Annotated in this window: 14 protein-coding genes, 3 pseudogenes and 1 other annotated feature; of the genes and pseudogenes, 4 read left to right on the plus strand and 13 right to left on the minus strand. The window is 38.0% G+C overall.

Annotated elements, in window-relative coordinates:
- Positions 1 to 122: 122 nt before the first annotated feature.
- The 3 genes from LA20531_RS00985 to LA20531_RS11460 all read right to left on the minus strand — a co-directional run bounded on the left by LA20531_RS00985 (position 123) and on the right by LA20531_RS11460 (position 1,683).
- A complete protein-coding gene (locus LA20531_RS00985; RefSeq protein WP_162252727.1) occupies positions 123 to 770 on the minus strand; it encodes an ABC transporter substrate-binding protein in 648 nt (215 codons plus the stop codon).
- A gap of 174 nt (positions 771 to 944) precedes the next feature.
- Positions 945 to 1,313, minus strand: coding sequence for a hypothetical protein (locus LA20531_RS11455; RefSeq protein ID WP_236943770.1), 369 nt, complete (start codon positions 1,311 to 1,313; stop codon positions 945 to 947).
- Complete coding sequence (locus LA20531_RS11460) at positions 1,291 to 1,683, minus strand: hypothetical protein (RefSeq protein WP_224430296.1); 393 nt, start codon at positions 1,681 to 1,683, stop codon at positions 1,291 to 1,293. Before LA20531_RS11460 ends, LA20531_RS11455 begins: the two co-directional genes overlap by 23 nt.
- A 617-nt stretch (positions 1,684 to 2,300) precedes the next feature.
- Here LA20531_RS11460 and LA20531_RS00995 point away from each other — a divergent pair.
- The 4 genes and pseudogenes from LA20531_RS00995 to LA20531_RS01010 form a co-directional block, all read left to right on the plus strand.
- The gene (locus LA20531_RS00995) at positions 2,301 to 3,524 is read left to right on the plus strand and encodes an IS110 family RNA-guided transposase (protein ID WP_099202216.1); all 1,224 of its coding nucleotides are present in this window, start codon (positions 2,301 to 2,303) and stop codon (positions 3,522 to 3,524) included.
- A gap of 257 nt (positions 3,525 to 3,781) precedes the next feature.
- Positions 3,782 to 5,107, plus strand: a pseudogene (locus tag LA20531_RS01000) (FAD-dependent oxidoreductase).
- Positions 5,108 to 5,162: 55 nt separating this feature from the next.
- Positions 5,163 to 5,406, plus strand: a binding site (T-box leader).
- A gap of 57 nt (positions 5,407 to 5,463) precedes the next feature.
- Entirely contained in the window at positions 5,464 to 6,825 is a 1,362-nt protein-coding gene (gene brnQ, locus LA20531_RS01005; protein WP_056940673.1) for a branched-chain amino acid transport system II carrier protein, read from the plus strand.
- Positions 6,826 to 6,839: 14 nt separating this feature from the next.
- Positions 6,840 to 7,028 (plus strand): annotated as a pseudogene (locus LA20531_RS01010) (IS110 family transposase); the annotation flags it as partial.
- A gap of 252 nt (positions 7,029 to 7,280) precedes the next feature.
- Here the strand turns inward: LA20531_RS01010 and LA20531_RS01015 are convergent.
- The 10 genes and pseudogenes from LA20531_RS01015 to arcA form a co-directional block, all read right to left on the minus strand.
- On the minus strand, positions 7,281 to 7,934 hold the full coding sequence (locus LA20531_RS01015; RefSeq protein WP_056940672.1) for a putative quinol monooxygenase: 654 nt from the start codon (positions 7,932 to 7,934) through the stop codon (positions 7,281 to 7,283).
- A 132-nt stretch (positions 7,935 to 8,066) separates the two neighbouring features.
- Positions 8,067 to 8,615 (minus strand): hypothetical protein, encoded by a 549-nt coding sequence (locus tag LA20531_RS01020; RefSeq protein WP_056940671.1) that lies wholly within the window; start codon positions 8,613 to 8,615, stop codon positions 8,067 to 8,069.
- Between the two features lie 89 nt (positions 8,616 to 8,704).
- Complete coding sequence (locus LA20531_RS01025) at positions 8,705 to 9,310, minus strand: LysR family transcriptional regulator substrate-binding protein (protein WP_056940670.1); 606 nt, start codon at positions 9,308 to 9,310, stop codon at positions 8,705 to 8,707.
- 1 nt (position 9,311) lies between these two features.
- The gene (locus LA20531_RS01030; RefSeq protein WP_013438106.1) at positions 9,312 to 9,473 is read right to left on the minus strand and encodes a hypothetical protein; all 162 of its coding nucleotides are present in this window, start codon (positions 9,471 to 9,473) and stop codon (positions 9,312 to 9,314) included.
- A 17-nt stretch (positions 9,474 to 9,490) separates the two neighbouring features.
- Positions 9,491 to 10,657 (minus strand): GNAT family N-acetyltransferase, encoded by a 1,167-nt coding sequence (locus LA20531_RS01035; RefSeq protein WP_056940669.1) that lies wholly within the window; start codon positions 10,655 to 10,657, stop codon positions 9,491 to 9,493.
- Between the two features lie 60 nt (positions 10,658 to 10,717).
- Positions 10,718 to 11,767: an IS30 family transposase gene (locus tag LA20531_RS01040; RefSeq protein WP_099202218.1), complete on the minus strand. Its 1,050-nt coding sequence runs from the start codon at positions 11,765 to 11,767 to the stop codon at positions 10,718 to 10,720.
- Positions 11,768 to 11,966: 199 nt separating this feature from the next.
- A pseudogene (locus tag LA20531_RS01050) lies at positions 11,967 to 12,416 on the minus strand (citrate lyase holo-[acyl-carrier protein] synthase).
- Positions 12,417 to 12,426: 10 nt separating this feature from the next.
- Positions 12,427 to 13,362 (minus strand): carbamate kinase, encoded by a 936-nt coding sequence (arcC, locus tag LA20531_RS01055; RefSeq protein WP_056940573.1) that lies wholly within the window; start codon positions 13,360 to 13,362, stop codon positions 12,427 to 12,429.
- 1 nt (position 13,363) lies between these two features.
- Positions 13,364 to 14,404, minus strand: coding sequence for an ornithine carbamoyltransferase (gene argF, locus LA20531_RS01060; RefSeq protein ID WP_056940574.1), 1,041 nt, complete (start codon positions 14,402 to 14,404; stop codon positions 13,364 to 13,366).
- A complete protein-coding gene (gene arcA / locus LA20531_RS01065) occupies positions 14,373 to 15,644 on the minus strand; it encodes an arginine deiminase (RefSeq protein ID WP_056940575.1) in 1,272 nt (423 codons plus the stop codon). Before arcA ends, argF begins: the two co-directional genes overlap by 32 nt.
- Between the last annotated feature and the right edge of the window lie 48 nt (positions 15,645 to 15,692).

The raw sequence follows: 15,692 nt of genomic DNA on the forward strand, positions 1-15,692 counted from the left end.
AGCTCCCACCCCAGTTAAAGTTAAAAAGACAGACAACAATCGTCTAAATAACTATTAACAAAAATCGAACTTTCCCCTCTGGTAATACTTGGTCAAATGACCAAGTATTTTTCTTTTTATCATTACTTTACATAATTATAATTATGCATAGCAAAATAGGATCTAGTATAATCAGCTTCACTAACTGAGTGCCATAATACTCCTCTTAAATTCTTTCTTGCCAAATGACTCTCAGTCATATTGTAAAGAGGCACTACGGCTGTATCCTTGGTCAACTGATTCTGCGCGTTACGCATATTTTCCCAATAGTGATCAGTTTCTTCGGCACTTTTACTCTTAGTTGCTTTTACATATCTATCATGATTTTGATAATTATTTGATTGTAAAACATCCATATCACTCATTGGATCTGTATAGTCAGCTAACCACAAGCTTAGATACATATCAAAATTACCACGCATGACATTATCCTGAACGTTTTTAGCAGGAACCGCATGAATTTCGACTTTAGCATTCTTTAACTTAGTTTCAACCTGTGATTGAACGAATTGGGCAATATTTTTATTAATCGTCTGATCATCCGTGTAATAAGTTAAGTCTGCCTTTTTTCTACCCTCTTCTTTTAATCCTTCATTCCATAATTTTTGTGCTTTAACTACGTTGTGCGTCTCTTCTGGCTTCATTTCTTTAGCAAAGTCGACACCGGTACTTTGATCCTTGGCTAGCGTTGGTGCTACAAAAGTATCGGCTGGCGTAGAACCATCTGCCAAAACTTTACGTGCAAGTTACTTTTTATCTAATACTAAATTTAGTGCGTGACGTATTTTAGCATTAGAGAAAACGCGATTCTTTCGCATATTAAGTTGTAAATAATAAACTCCTGCTCGATGCAAATGCTTTAAGTTCTTATCGTTCTGCATTACTTGAGCCGTAGTTCCTGTAATTTATGCGTTATCCAAATTACCCTGCTGGAACAACTGATGAGCAGTGTTCGAATCCTTGACCACCTGCATCTTGATTTGCTTCAAATGAATTGCCTTTGAATCATAATAGTGCTTGTTGCGATCCAAGGTCCAAGATAAGTTGCTGCCAGTCCAGCCGTCAGCATCAAGGAAATTAGAAGTATCATAGTTTAAATTGTTATTTGAAGCTTCTTCATTTGCTTGCGACCAAGTTAATGGCTTATCAGAAATTTTCTTAACAAAGCGATTTATAGTTTGGTCTTCATTACCAAACTGTGTCAAATTGTAAATATCCGAAGTACTTTCAACCATTCTATAACCTAATCCTTCAACAGCTTGATTCCAACACATATTGCATATCGTTAAATTTTTCATTGTCAGTATTCTTATTACCAACCCAATCATAAGATTCAACAATCTGATTACTATCTGCATCAATATAGGTTAAGCGATTTCTAACTTGACCAGCGTTCTTCTTTTGTCCTTCACGAACATCGACATCGATCTTGATGATAGTGCTTCTTTTTTGCGGAGTATCACCAGTATTATCAGTGTAAGTAAGCTCTGCTACACCATGGCTTGTCCCCACAGCATCAACATCTGGTTTAGTTTTCCATGTCAAGGTGATTCCTTGATCCTCAAGTGATTCATTATGATCCAAACTACCTACTGCTGATTGCAACTTTCCCAATTGATCAGGAGTTAAATCATTTAAGCTCAAAGTAGGTAATTCATCTTTAACAGTTTGTTGATGAACACCATCAATTTGTTATCCTAGTTTCTCGACTCCTTCCGGGCCCTTAGGGCCATTTAATGCAATCAAAGAATCAGTTACATGTGCCTTGGCATCTTTATTTGAAGTTGCTTCTCCATTAGCATTAGAGTTAGCGCTTACTTCAGCTATGTGTGCTGGTTGTCCAGAACTTAAGAAGAAAATCGATCCTAGGAAAACTGTAGTTAAACCAACGGATAATTTTTATTCTTAACTGATGTTTTCTCATTCATTATATCCCTCATAATGACATCCTCCAATTGTCTATAACTCTGTTATTTTTTTCACAACTCAACACTCATAAAGCAAAACATACTAATCTAGTGTTGGATGATTACTCGACGGAGTAGTCGTTCAACACTTTTTCTTTTACTATGTAAAGTGGAGATGAAGCCAATGCCGTGCGTCTTTTGGACACATGATGTCGTAAGCAAAACTGGCAGCTTCACCATTCAATTTAGAATCTCGTCTAAGTATGTTGGCTGTTAAAGTCCGGTTGAGAAAATTAGATCTGATTGAATTGGGTGAAGGTAGCTCATCTCCAAGTAAAGCGGAGGTTTATTCTTATGGATTTATTGAAAACTGTTTTCGGTATTGATGTTAGCAGCCGGAAGTCTAACGTATGCATTATGGTCAATGGCCAAAAAGTTAATGACTATGCCATCTCCAACGATATGGTAGGCTTCAATCAGCTGCTAGATGACCTTAAACAGGTTACCAACCCGCAAATTATCTTTGAAGCAACTGGCGTCTACTCCAGAAGACTCCAGGCGTTTTTGAACATGCACGAATTACGCTATGTCATGATGAACCCACTGGAAGCCAAAAGAAAGACAAAGGATGACCTGCACCAGAACAAGACCGATAAGCTTGATGCAATGTATCTCGCCAAGCTGCAATCTGAGCACCCGCAACGGCTGGCCTATGTTCAAAGCGAAGAATATCAAGAATTGATGGCCAACAACCGCATCTACGAGCAGGCTTCGCACGATCTGATAACCAACAAGAATAGACTGCACAAAGCCATTCAGCTCACTTTCCCAGAGATTGAGCACCTAATGGCTAATCCGAGAGGAAAAAACTACTGGAGTACTGTTCTCAGATTCCCGCACCCTGATATCGTATTAGAAACAAAAGAAGCCGATATCATCGACTTCTTAAAGAGCTTATCTGGTATTGGTGAAAAACGTACCAATGATCTGGCACAAAGGCTTATCCGGCTGGCCAAGCTCGCATGCCCAGCTGTCAAAAAAGACAGTGCTTATGTTCATGGCCTCAAAATAGCTATTAACAACATCCTAAGCGCTGAAGAAGAGTGCCAGACTGCTTTACAGGAGATGGCTAAGCTGGCTCCTAAGCGGGATCTGGAGATCCTCACAAGCATTCCAGGCATCGGCGAAAACACTGCCTTGAGAATTATTAGTGAGCTCGGAGATATCAGACGCTTTAAAAACCCTAACCAATTAAATGCCTTCGTTGGCGTTGACCCTCAAGTTTATGAATCTGGCAACCTCACGGCCCACCTGTCAATTTCAAAGCGTGGGACAGCTATCGGCAGAAAGGTGCTGTACTTGGCAATCAACCAAATTCAATCGGCCAAGAAAGCAGGCAACCCTTGCCATATTGCGGATTATTACGAGAAACGAAAACGGTCTTCTGAGACTGCAAGTCACAAGAAGGCCGCTATCGCATCGATCCATAAATTATTACGGACGATCTTCGCTTTAATTAAGAATGATCAATTATATAGCTATGACGTAGCCAAACATAACCAAAGACTTTTGTCATAAAAATTGATCCAATAGATATTATAACAGCCTCTTTTTTGAAATTACAGAAGGCAGGCTGTATTTTTCATGCCCTAAAGTCAGATATTTGACTTGATTCTCCGGAGGCTCCATTCAAATTAGGCTCTTATTTCAAAATAAAATTACCTAAAATCGTTGATAATACTTGACTTAGAGTAGAAAAAAGATGACAAATTATATATTTTCTTTAAAATAAATATTGTACATTCATCATTACTTTTTGTAAGAGGACTATTAATATGGAAACTAAAGAAATCAAAAACATTATCATTGGCTTCGGCAAAGGTGGTAAAACCCTAGCAAAGTTCTTAGCCACTAAGGGCTAGGAAGTCTTAGTAATCGAAAAATCGAATCAAATGTATGGTGGTACCTGCATTAACATCGCCTGCTTGCCATCCAAACGGTTAATCATTGAAGCTGCTAATGGTGTAGAATTCACTGATGCCATCAATGGTAAAAATGATATGACCGCTTTTCTAAGAAATGCCAATTATCACATGCTTGCCGATGAAAAGACAGTCACAGTTTTAGACGGTACTGCTAAATTTTTAAATAATCATGAAATAGAAGTCACTAAGCAAGACGGTACTAAAGACCATTACCGTGGCAAGCGCATTTTCATTAACACTGGTGCCCTGCCTAACTATGCTCCAATTCCGGGTCTGGCTGACAGCACTAAGGTCATCAATTCTACTGAAGCAATGGATCAAAATAAAATGCCTAAGACACTCACTATTATTGGTAGTGGTTACATAGGTCTTGAATTTGCCAACATGTTTGCAAACTACGACACCCAGGTCACAGTCTTGGCCGTTCACAGCGATTTTTTACCACGTGAAGACGATGACATTAGTCAAATGATCAAACAAGATCTTGAAAATACCGGCATCAAATTTGAACTCGGCGTAAAGATCAATCGCGTTGAAGACGACACCGTTTTCTACGAAAAGAACGGTCAAGAGCTTTCAATCAAGGCTGACCGAATTTTGGCTGCAACTGGTAGAAAACCGAATACCGAAAATCTTGGTTTGGAAAATACCGACATCCAACTCACCGACAGAGGTGCAATAAAAGTTGACGATCACTTGCTAACTAGCGTGCCAAATGTCTGGGCTATCGGCGATGTCAAAGGCGGCCCACAATTTACTTACATTTCTCTAGATGATTACCGCATCATCAAAGATCAACTTTTTGGCAGCGGCAAGCGCGTCGTCAGCGACCGAATCAATATTCCTTACAGCGTCTTTATCACTCCGGCCCTTTCCCAAGTAGGTTTAAATGAAAAACAAGCCCAAGCTCAAGGAATTAACTATCTTCTTAAGAAGCTTCCTGTCAAAGCTATTCCAAAGGCTCGCGTAGCTAAAGATACTCGTGGTCTTTTTAAAGCCCTAGTCGATCCTGATACCGATCAAATTCTTGGTGCCACATTATACGGCATTGAATCCTATGAACTGATTAACCAAATTTCTATGGCAATCAAAACAAAAATCCCAGCTAGCGTACTTCGTGATCAAATCTACACTCATCCTACTATGAGTGAAGCCTTTAATGATCTGTTTAAATAAAAAATTTGTTGACGAAAAGAAAACTATCCTGTATATTACTTATCAACAAGATTTTTTACACACTACGAATAGAAGAGTAGATTGTCGTCAGTTTAGTCAGCGAGCCTGAGATAGTGAAAGCAGGTATGAATTAAGACAATTGAAAGTAATCTATGAGTGACTAAGGCAACCCAATGGGAAGTTTTAGCCGGGAGTGCCCGTTACTGCACCAACGTATCTGATTTTTTCATGTACGCGTAAGGCATTGTTAGCGATAACAATGTAAACAAAGGTGGTAACACGCAAAAGGCGTCCTTTAAGCAACTTGCTTGAGGGGCGTCTTTTTTCATGGTGGTAATACAGAAGGGATAGAGAAAATGAATAAAACTAATTCTTTTCGTAAAACTATAATTATTGCTTCTTTAATTTTCGGTATGCTCTTTGGAGCCGGAAACTTAATCTTTCCTGTTCACTTGGGTCAATTAGCTGGTAAAAACTGGCTGGCTGCGAGTAGTGGCTTCTTAATTTCCAGTGGTTTATTGCCACTAATGGCACTGATTGCGATCAGTATTACTCACTCACACGGGATTTTTGAGCTAGCAAAGCCAATCGGTAAAAAATATGCGTTGATCTTCCTAGTTTTAATCCATGCAACCTTAGGGCCTTTGTTTGCTACGCCTAGAACTGCAACAGTTCCTTATACCATCGGTATTGCCCCACTTTTACCAGGCAATATGCAAAAAGTTAGTTTACTTATTTTCTCCGCTATTTTCTTCGGTATCGTATTTTTCCTTTCTGCTACCGAAGCAAAGGTTACTGATTTAATTGGGAAAATTTTGAATCCAGTGTTCCTGCTTTTATTATTTCTCATCTTCTTTTTAGCCTTTTCAAACCCGATGGGTGCCGCTAAGGACACAGCTTTTACTGCAAGCTACGCTCATAACGCATTTACTAACGGCTTTTTAGAAGGCTACAACACGATGGACTGCTTGGCAGCTCTTGCCTTCGGTATTACGGTGATCACTTCAATTCTCAGCTTTGGCTTTAAGAGAGAAAAAGACGTGGCGATCACTACAGTTAAAAGCGGCATGTTTGGCATATTCGCTATTGCCATCATCTACGTTTGCTTGATCTGGCTTGGTGCGACAAGTTTGCACGACTTCAAGTTAAGTTCAAACGGTGGTACAGCTTTAGCACAAATTTCTCATCATTATTTGGGTACTGCTGGGGATGCATTAATTGTGGCCTTAACCACGATCACTTGTATCACTACCGCAATGGGTCTAGTTGTTGCCTTTGCCCAAGACTTCCATAAGCGTTTCCCTAAGATTTCATACAAGACCTTCTTAACTATCAATTGCCTTCTTTCATTTATCATCGCCAACATGGGCTTGGATACGATCATTAGCTGGTCTACTCCAGTCCTAATGCTTCTGTATCCATTGGCTATCTCATTGGTAATCTTGGGTATTCTTTCACCTTTATATAAAAATGATCCGGTCGTTTACAAAATAACTACTGCCTTAACCTTGATTCCTGCCTTATTCGATATGATCAACACTTTACCAGAAGTATTGCGTTCAACGCCTTTAATCCAAGCTATTCTTTCATACGCTGAACGCTACTTACCTATGTTCCATCTAGGATTTAGCTGGTTGACCTTCAGTTTAGCTGGATTAATTATCGGTTTAATTATCCATTTTGTTAAACAATTTAATTACTCTGCTGTAAAGGATTAATATCAACATAATAAACTGTTAGGGCTACACAACCTTGCCATATTACTGATTATTATGATAAGAAAAAGCAATCTTCTCATAGCCCAGGCTACAAGAAGATTGCCATCGCATCCGTGCATAAACTGATACGCACGCTCTTGGCTTTAATAAAACATAATCAATTATATGACTACAACATAACCACCAAAAACCAAAGACTTTAGTTGAAATCAAATAATCATCTTTAGTATAGCAACCTATGAAAAAACTACAATACTCATAGGTTTATTTGTGTTACTTTCTATCACCACGTTATTTTCTATTTTATCTAATCTAACCCTATTCGTACCAATATTCTAATTAAATAGAGTATAAATTAATTAAGGAAATTACTGATAATACTTGATTTTTGGTATGCATTAGACTTGACTCTGTCTATATTTTACAGGACATAGACACTTTTTCCTAGTATCATTTTAAGGACGGTAAAAAATTTGTCCTTGATCTGAAACAAAGTCTGACTTAAGTAAATGAAGTCCTTTGCTTTCAACACAGAACTTTGTTGCCTCAAGATATCTCTTAAAGTGCTTAGTTTCAAGGTGTTTTTGATAAGCATCTTTATTTTGATAAACTTCTAATGAAAGCCACTCATTAGGCTGGTTCATCACAGTTCCAGCAATCATTACCATAATGCCTGCTTCTTTTTCAACGGCAGCTTTCATTTCTTTTAACACGCCATTGGCAAACTCATCGCCTTTGCCTAGTTGTACGCCGATTTCAGTCATGTAAACAACATAGTCATTTTCACCAGAAACATTCAATTTATCTGGCTTGGTTGAAATAAACTCTGGTTGTAATTCAACATCAACTTTTTCAGTTAGCAGCTTATCACTGGCTTTTAAAAAGGCTTGGTATTCTTCTGAATTTAAATGTTTTTGATATTGTGCATCATCTTGGAAACATTCAACGGCATAATTCTTGTGTCCAGCTTCATCTTCGTGACCACTTTGCATGAACAATGCATTTTGATCTAAATGAGCATCCAACATTGATTGAATTAATTTGTCATGATTTTTAGGATCAACTTCAAGTTTGAACAAGTGTAAAATAGGTGCTTTTTGTAGTTTCATCTTTAACCCTCACTAAGTTTATTTATTATCTTTTATTATAAATAATTTCCCATTAATTAACATTCTAAATTACTTAACATAATTTTTATTCTGAATACTAAAAAACGCATCCCTTTCGGAATGCGTCTTTTCTTACATTGTATAGTTTACTTTTTCAAACTTGTAATCCTTCATCTGCTTAGCAAGCTTCTTACTTCTGTAGTAATTACCGCCATCGTATCTACTCGTGTAGACCAAAATGTTTTGCTTTTGACCATTAATTGTTTGTGGCGTTACTCTGTAAAGACTCCACTTTTCAAAGGTGACCCATGGATCAATTTCATAGAAAGTATCATTCTTCATTGTGGTTGTCTTGCCTGACATCCAGTTCTTCGTAACTTGGTCAAACTTCTTTTGATTCTTAATCTTGCCATTAAAGTAATCACTGATCACGTTCTTATCTTGTGTGTAAATAATCTTGCCATTTACGGTGTGTGCACCAAAAGTAATCTTTTTACCATCGTGTGCATCCCGATCATATGAATACCAGGTTCCTTGCATGTTCTTAGGTACAGTGACTACGTCACCATTGCCGTAAGTTGAAGCTTTTACTGGCTCAACTTGTGTAGCCAATCCGCTAAGCCCCAAAACAAGTACCATTGAAGTTAAAGGCAATATATTTTTTCTTAGCATAAAAATCATCTCCAGAATCAGTTTGCATCCGTTTTCACCTCTAATTTTACAGTATTTGGCTATACAAAGACAAGTGGTAAACACACCACTTGCCAAAATTAATATTCTTTTTTCAAAATTTCGTTAAACTTCGCAATAGCTGGATTCTTTTCAGCATAGAAAGCTGCAATCGTTTGACGCATTGGCGCACCATTATCTGTTAAGAATAACTTTTGCAATGAGTCGTTCTTGAGCAAATCGGCCGCAATTTCATTGATCAAAAAGTAACCAGATCCTGAAGCCACAAGCAAGGCAACTTCTTCAACTGAGTTTGAAGCAATAAATGGGCTTTTCACCTGATAAAGATCCTTAAACAAATGAAGTTCAGCAACTTCTTCTTCAGGTTTAGCCACGATAAAGCAAGTCATGTCCGACAGATCTGCTTTATCAACCATTTGAATGCCGCTTTGATAGCTGCCCTTAGGCAAGATAGCCATTACACCAACTTGAGCAAGATCTTCTCTTTCAAGGTCATCCTTTTCATAGCGCTTATCCGCAATGACCAAATCGGCCTCGCCATCAGCCATTTTTTCAAAAGCTTCATCATACCCTGTACTAATTAATTTAACTTCAGTATCAGGATACTCTTCTTCGAATTTTGTCTTTGCCTGATCTAATTCTCTGCGCCCTAATTGATTAAAATATGCAATCTTCAATTGCTTCATACTAATCCTCACCTAAAGGTGCGTGACCCTCATCTGCTAGTTTCTTTTGATCTCTTCTAATTTGATACTTATTAAGCATGATCATCAAAGAGATCACTACATTAATTCCACTAACAATGATGCCTAAGAACTTTAATAAGTTGATTTTCTTTTCTCTACTCATTTTAATTACCTTCTTTACTAGAAATAATCATAGAAAGAAACGTCGCCTTTTTTAAAGTCGAGCTTTTTAATCCGATAATCTGTAATTAACCCTAGTTTAACAGCATCACTCATGCTTAGTCTACCTAAAAAAACTTGTGTCCAAGCAGTAATTGGGCCAGAATAATCAACCAAGCCGTCTTCAATTTGTTTACAGGAAACTTGACCAGCTTGATTAGTTATCTGCCATACGCCAACATTCCACGGACATTGGTCATCGCTAATCACTTCAACATTAAAGGTGCCTTCTTGAAGGGGCTTCATATAAGTAACCATTATGGCAAAGTCAATAATCCTGCTCATCATGTAGGGATGCAGACTAATTTGCAATTGATTTTGTTCTGGGAAAAGTTCACCAATTAATGAATGCTCTGGTAAAATCATGCGAAATTCTTTAATCGCACCAGAATGAGAACCCATGAAGCCAAGCAAACATATTAAGCCTTTGGCAGTGATCGAATAAAGTTCATCAGCTAAGAAAACATTGCCATGAATACGGTAAATCAAATAGCTGATAGGACGACCATCTGCATCGATATAAACGGCAATGTTTCGATTGTGGTAGTATGAGTCCATTCTGTTCCACCACCAGGCCTGACGAATTACCGTATTTCGCTCATCATCTGTATGAAGTTGTCTTTCATAGAGTTGAATCACTCCATTTTGAACCATTAGTTCGTTCCATTTGCCGCGAATTACGTGACCTGTACGTGGCAATTTAAATGCTCTTAAGGCACTACCAGAAAAACGATATTCTTTTTGATAGATACTGTTGCTAAAGCCATAGTGACGATAGAAGCTCTCAGAAGAAGGAGCCAAGTTAGTGAACGGAATATCTTGGTCATGCAGGTCTTTTAAAATTTCCTTCATCAATTTCGAAATATGACCTTGCCCGCGATATTCCGGATATGAGGCAACATACCCAATACCAGCCATTGGCACATGATGACCAAAGACCTCACTCTTAAACTTGTTCACCATAATGTAACTAGTTAATTTTTTATCATTAAAAAAGCCATAGCCATCACTATGATCATAACGAGACATAAAATTATCATCATGAAGTAGATCATTGTTCTTTCCAAAAGCATATTGAACCAGTGGGGCTATTTGCTTTAAATTATCTAGATTTTTCTCTAATTTCATATTTTTCCTTATAAACAATAAACATATATATATCGTAAATTGCAATAATAAATTGAACATTTATACTGCTTGATAGATATGATCTAATTCTTTCTCAAAGATTTCATCTGGTGTATGATATGCCAAGATCTTTCTTGGTAGTGAATTGCACCAGGTTTCAATATTAATGATATCTTGAAGAGAATAGTTATTGATGTAATCACCTTTGGGAATAAATCTGCGAATAAGGCCATTGTGTCTTTCAACAGTACCTTTATCACAAGAAGTATATGGATGAGCATAGTAAACCAGGGTTTTTGAAACTGTCTCCAGATTGGATAAATCCGCAAACTCTGATCCATTATCAGTTGTAATTGTCTTAAAGATGTCATTCCAATGTTCACTATACTGTTTGCGCAGAGCCTGAAAAGCAGTCATCACACTGGCGGCTGTCTTATCAGGAATACGCAAGATTAAAAATTCACGGCTCATTCGTTCAGACAAAGTTAGCAGTACTTGATCATCCTTAGTTTTATGTCCTAAGACTAAATCGCATTCCCAGTGGCCAAATTCTTTACGATCATTGATCTCCTTGGGACGTTCTTCAATACTTCGGCCAAGCTTTTTCTTATTTTTACGAATGCGATGTATTTTAGTATTGCGCTTTAACTTTTCTGGCAAATCAGAATTTCTCATACCCATTAAGCATTGATCTACATAGTTGTACAAGGTTCTAGTGCAAACTACCTGATCACGAGAAAATTCTCCTAAAGCTAAGCAGCGATTGGCACATACATCAAGAGACCAGCCATCTTCGCAGAAATGCTTATTAACGTATTTGATAAAGTCAGATTTCTTTAAGAAATCTGATTTACGACCGCAATTCTTACGATGTATTTGGTAAGCTTTATCACCTTGTTGTGCCTTATAGCGTTTTTGCTTACCATGATAAAGCAAAACAGTACCACGTTTAACCTCATAACTGATAGTAGAAGGAGAGCAATCAAGCTCACGAGCAATAGCCCTAAGAGAGAAACCGTCTTTAATACGGGTTTGAATAACAACCCGTTGTTCAAATGATAAATGCTTTCCCTTTTGGTGCTTAGGCATGATAGAATGTAAAGAGTCCATTTGTGACCTCCAATAGATGTTTTTGTGGTTATTAACATTCTATCAAACAGGTCCAAATGGACTTTTTATTTTTCTAAAGTGTTCAATTTGATTTTACAATCGGCGAACATATATATATCTATAATTCGTCCATCATTTATTTTAAATCATTTTCTGTTATTTTTATTAAAAAAACGAAAAATGAGATGGATTACCCACCTCATTTTACATTCTTTGCATATAATTCAGAAATATAATCTTGCATTTCTGCAACAGAATGCCTCCGAGAGCGAGCACATTCTTTAGCCGGTCGATCACAGATAAAACATTTGCGCGGACTTTGTCCCAGATCTCGTCTAGAAATAGCGGTGTAATTGGCAAATCCAAGATATAAAAGTTTTCACATCCTGTATCTTCATCTAAAGAGACCACTAATTTATAAACAAAACCCAATTTATCTCAACTTGCTTCAAGCTGTTTAATACCATAATTAAACAGCTTCTCTAAGAAGCGATTGTTTTTTTATTGGTCCTGTAATATTCAAATTAACGTCAACCAGCGTCTAATCTGGATACTAGGCAAAAATCTTTTGCTACAGAGCAACGCGTTTGTCTTTTGCATTCAGAACCTGAGCGATATTCTGCTCTTTTCCTTCCTTAAAAATATTCACTTAATCCCCGCTACTCATTATAAACGATCGTCCCTACTCCATCGTTTAATTTAGCAGCATTTTTTAAAGAAGTAATAATTGTCGGTTTACCTGTCTTCTCCGTAAATTCAATTGCAGCCTCAATCTTAGGCTTCATGCTGCCAGCCGCAAATTGTCCTTCTTGCAGGTACTGTTTCAACTCGTTAACTGTAACTTTGCCGATTGCTTGTTGATTTTCTTTGCGGTAATTCAAGTAAGCATTGTCAACAGTTGTTAAGATAACCAGCTCATCAGCACTGATATCTTCCGCCATTTTTGCGGCACTGAAGTCCTTATCAATAACTCCGGCAACACCTTTCAAACGACCATGATCGACAACGACCGGGATTCCACCACCACCAGCTGCAATAGGGACAACATGATTTTGCAATAAATTCTTGATAATTGGCGCATTGATGATTTTAACTGGTTTAGGTGATGGAACTACTTGACGATAGCCGCGCCCAGCATCTTGCTTATAAGTGTAATCAGGATGATAAATCTGTTGTTTTTGCATTTCATTGAAAGTATAAAACGGGCCAATCGGTTTAGTTGGATGTTCAAACGCAGGATCGTTGCTTTCAACGATGGTTTGGGTAACTAAAGCTACTGCTTGGCTTGGATAATTATCAGACTTAAATTGATCATCTAGAGCCTTTTGCATCCAGTAACCAATACTCCCCTGCGTCATTGCGCTAATCGTATCAAGCGGCATGGCTGGATTATTTTCACTAGCTCCCTTATGCTGCTGTAAAAGCAGATTACCCACTTGCGGGCCATTACCGTGAGTAATCGCCACCTGGTTGCCGCTTTCGATCATGCTAGCAACGGTCTTCATAGTTTTTCTAACAGCTTCTTGTTGTGCTGCCGCACTATTATCTTCAGCCTGAATTGCATTACCGCCCAAAGCAACAACTATTTTTTTCATTTTAATTGCCTCTTTCGTTAACCGTCGGAATAAACAAATTACCTAAAGTTGCAGCCATTACTGCTTTAATTGAGTGCAATCTATTTTCAGCTTCAGTAAATTGCCAAGCATACTTGGAATTAAAGACTTCATCGGAAACTTCCATCTCGCTTAAGCCATATTTTTCGTAGATTTCTTCACCGATCTTAGTTGAGCGATCATGGAATGCTGGCAAACAGTGCATAAAGATTAGTTGATCATCAGGCGTACCAGTTTCTTTCATCATCTTCATATTTACAGTGTATGGCTTTAAGAGCTTGATTCTCTCGCTCCAGTTGTTTTCACCCATTGAAACCCAGACATCGGTATAAATTACGTTGGCGCCTTTAACGCCCTTTTCAATGTCATCAGTAATCATGTTTTGTGAGCCTGAATCTTTCGCAAATTTTTCGGCAATTTCTTGAACATCTTGGTGGGTAAATAATGGCTTAGGTGTAACAATATGCACATTAACTCCTAGCATGCTGCCAGCAACTAATAGACTGTCTGCGACATTATCACGACCGTCACCAACATAAGCTAAGGTGATGCCCTTTAAGTGACCAAATTTTTCTTTAATTGTCATAAAGTCAGCTAGCATTTGCGTTGGGTGCCACTTATCGGTTAAACCATTCCAAACTGGTACACCGGAGTATTTAGCTAAATCTTCAACATCTTTTTGGGCAAAACCTCGATATTCAATCCCATCAAACATGCTGCCTAGAACTTTAGCAGTATCCTTAATACTCTCTTTTTTGCCTAAGTGAATTTCACCTGCACCCATATACTCAGGATTTGCTCCTAAATCGTTGCAAGCAACGACAAAGGCGGAACGAGTTCTAGTTGAAGACTTTTCAAACAAAAGCGCAATATTCTTACCCTTTAAATACTCGTGTGGAATATGCTCTTTCTTTAATTCCTTTAAGTGAAGTGCAAAATCAATTAAATATTCAATTTCTGCAGGAGTATAATCCTTACAATCTAAAAAGCTTCTACCTTGAAAAACGTTTTGTAAATATTTCATTTTTTGCCTCTTCTATATCTTCACGAACTAGTGGACATGACATACATCTTGGGCCACCACGGCCACGAGAAAGCTCGCTTGAACGAACTTCATGTACTAAAATGCCATGTTTTCTCAATAAATCATTAGAAACATAATTACGATCATAGGTAACAACTTCACCTGGAGCAATTGCCAAAGTATTTGAGCCATCATTCCACTGCTCTCTTGGAGCGGCGATTGGATCTGCACCTCCTGTTGGAATCAAATCGATTTCAGATAAGTGCAAATATTCCTTCAATACTTCGACTAAGTCATTCTTAGGCGTAATTTTGACTTCACCATCCTTATCCGGTTGCAAGACGTAGATATCAATTTTGCCAGATTTGGATAGGATGAAGGGATGCACTGTGAATTGATCATAATTGATCATCGTAAATACGGTATCCAGGTGCATCATGGCATGATTGTGCGGAATTTTAATCGCTAAGATCGTGTCAAAAGTTGAATGACCAAATAAGGCATGAGCTAAGTCGGTGATTGCAGCCGCTGAAGTTCTTTGCGAAATTCCAATTGCCAAGACGTGCTTATTTAAAACTAATTCATCCCCGCCTTCGATTCGGCCATGAACATTACGATCACGCCAAATCGGAATATCTTGATCTTTAAAATTAGGATGATTTTGCAAGATTGTCTTCATAAACAAAGATTCACGTCTTCTTGCCCTAAAGGTCATCCTATTAATCGTCATCCCATTGCCAATGGCCGCCTGTTGATCACGAGTGAAGTAAACATTAGGCATTGGATCTAGGTAAAATGGATAATCTGCATCTTCTGCTAGGTCGGCCAGTGATGGTTCAACGTTTTTGATCTCACTCTTTTTGATACCGGCAATTACTTGCTTCACCATCGTTTCTGGCTTCATTGTCAGCAAATATTCCAGCAGCAATTGGTGCAAAGGATCTTTTTTCTTAATGCCAGATTCTTCTAGCAAACGATCAATAAAGGCCGTGCGTGTTTTTACTGCTACTAAGGATTCTGCTAGCAAATCCTCCAAGTAAAGCACATGAATTCCTTGATCTTGCAAGGTTTTAGCAAAATAATCGTGCTCTTCTTGAGCAATCTTTAAGTAAGGGATGTCATCAATCAGCATCCGATTCAAGATTTCTGGTGAAAGATTTTCGAGTTCCTTGCCAGGTCGATGAAGCATCACTGTTTTCAACTTACCAATTTCTGAATAAACATGAATAGGACTAGTCATTTAACCACCCTCTCACTATAATCAATGTATTCGCTTACACTTATTATG

The sequence above is a fragment of the Lactobacillus amylovorus DSM 20531 genome (genome assembly GCF_002706375.1).
GTDB lineage: Bacteria > Bacillota > Bacilli > Lactobacillales > Lactobacillaceae > Lactobacillus > Lactobacillus amylovorus.

Coding starts and splice junctions, on each gene's coding strand:
- LA20531_RS00995 (WP_099202216.1), top strand. CDS start 2,301: ATGGATTTATTGAAAACTGTTTTCGGTATTGATGTTAGCAGCCGGAAG.
- argF (WP_056940574.1), bottom strand. CDS start 14,404: ATGAAATATTTACAAAACGTTTTTCAAGGTAGAAGCTTTTTAGATTGT.
- LA20531_RS01030 (WP_013438106.1), bottom strand. CDS start 9,473: ATGAGTAGAGAAAAGAAAATCAACTTATTAAAGTTCTTAGGCATCATT.
- LA20531_RS01025 (WP_056940670.1), bottom strand. CDS start 9,310: ATGAAGCAATTGAAGATTGCATATTTTAATCAATTAGGGCGCAGAGAA.
- arcC (WP_056940573.1), bottom strand. CDS start 13,362: ATGAAAAAAATAGTTGTTGCTTTGGGCGGTAATGCAATTCAGGCTGAA.
- arcA (WP_056940575.1), bottom strand. CDS start 15,644: ATGACTAGTCCTATTCATGTTTATTCAGAAATTGGTAAGTTGAAAACA.
- LA20531_RS01035 (WP_056940669.1), bottom strand. CDS start 10,657: ATGAAATTAGAGAAAAATCTAGATAATTTAAAGCAAATAGCCCCACTG.
- brnQ (WP_056940673.1), top strand. CDS start 5,464: ATGAATAAAACTAATTCTTTTCGTAAAACTATAATTATTGCTTCTTTA.
- LA20531_RS01015 (WP_056940672.1), bottom strand. CDS start 7,934: ATGAAACTACAAAAAGCACCTATTTTACACTTGTTCAAACTTGAAGTT.
- LA20531_RS01020 (WP_056940671.1), bottom strand. CDS start 8,615: ATGATTTTTATGCTAAGAAAAAATATATTGCCTTTAACTTCAATGGTA.
- LA20531_RS01040 (WP_099202218.1), bottom strand. CDS start 11,767: ATGGACTCTTTACATTCTATCATGCCTAAGCACCAAAAGGGAAAGCAT.
- LA20531_RS11455 (WP_236943770.1), bottom strand. CDS start 1,313: ATGTGTTGGAATCAAGCTGTTGAAGGATTAGGTTATAGAATGGTTGAA.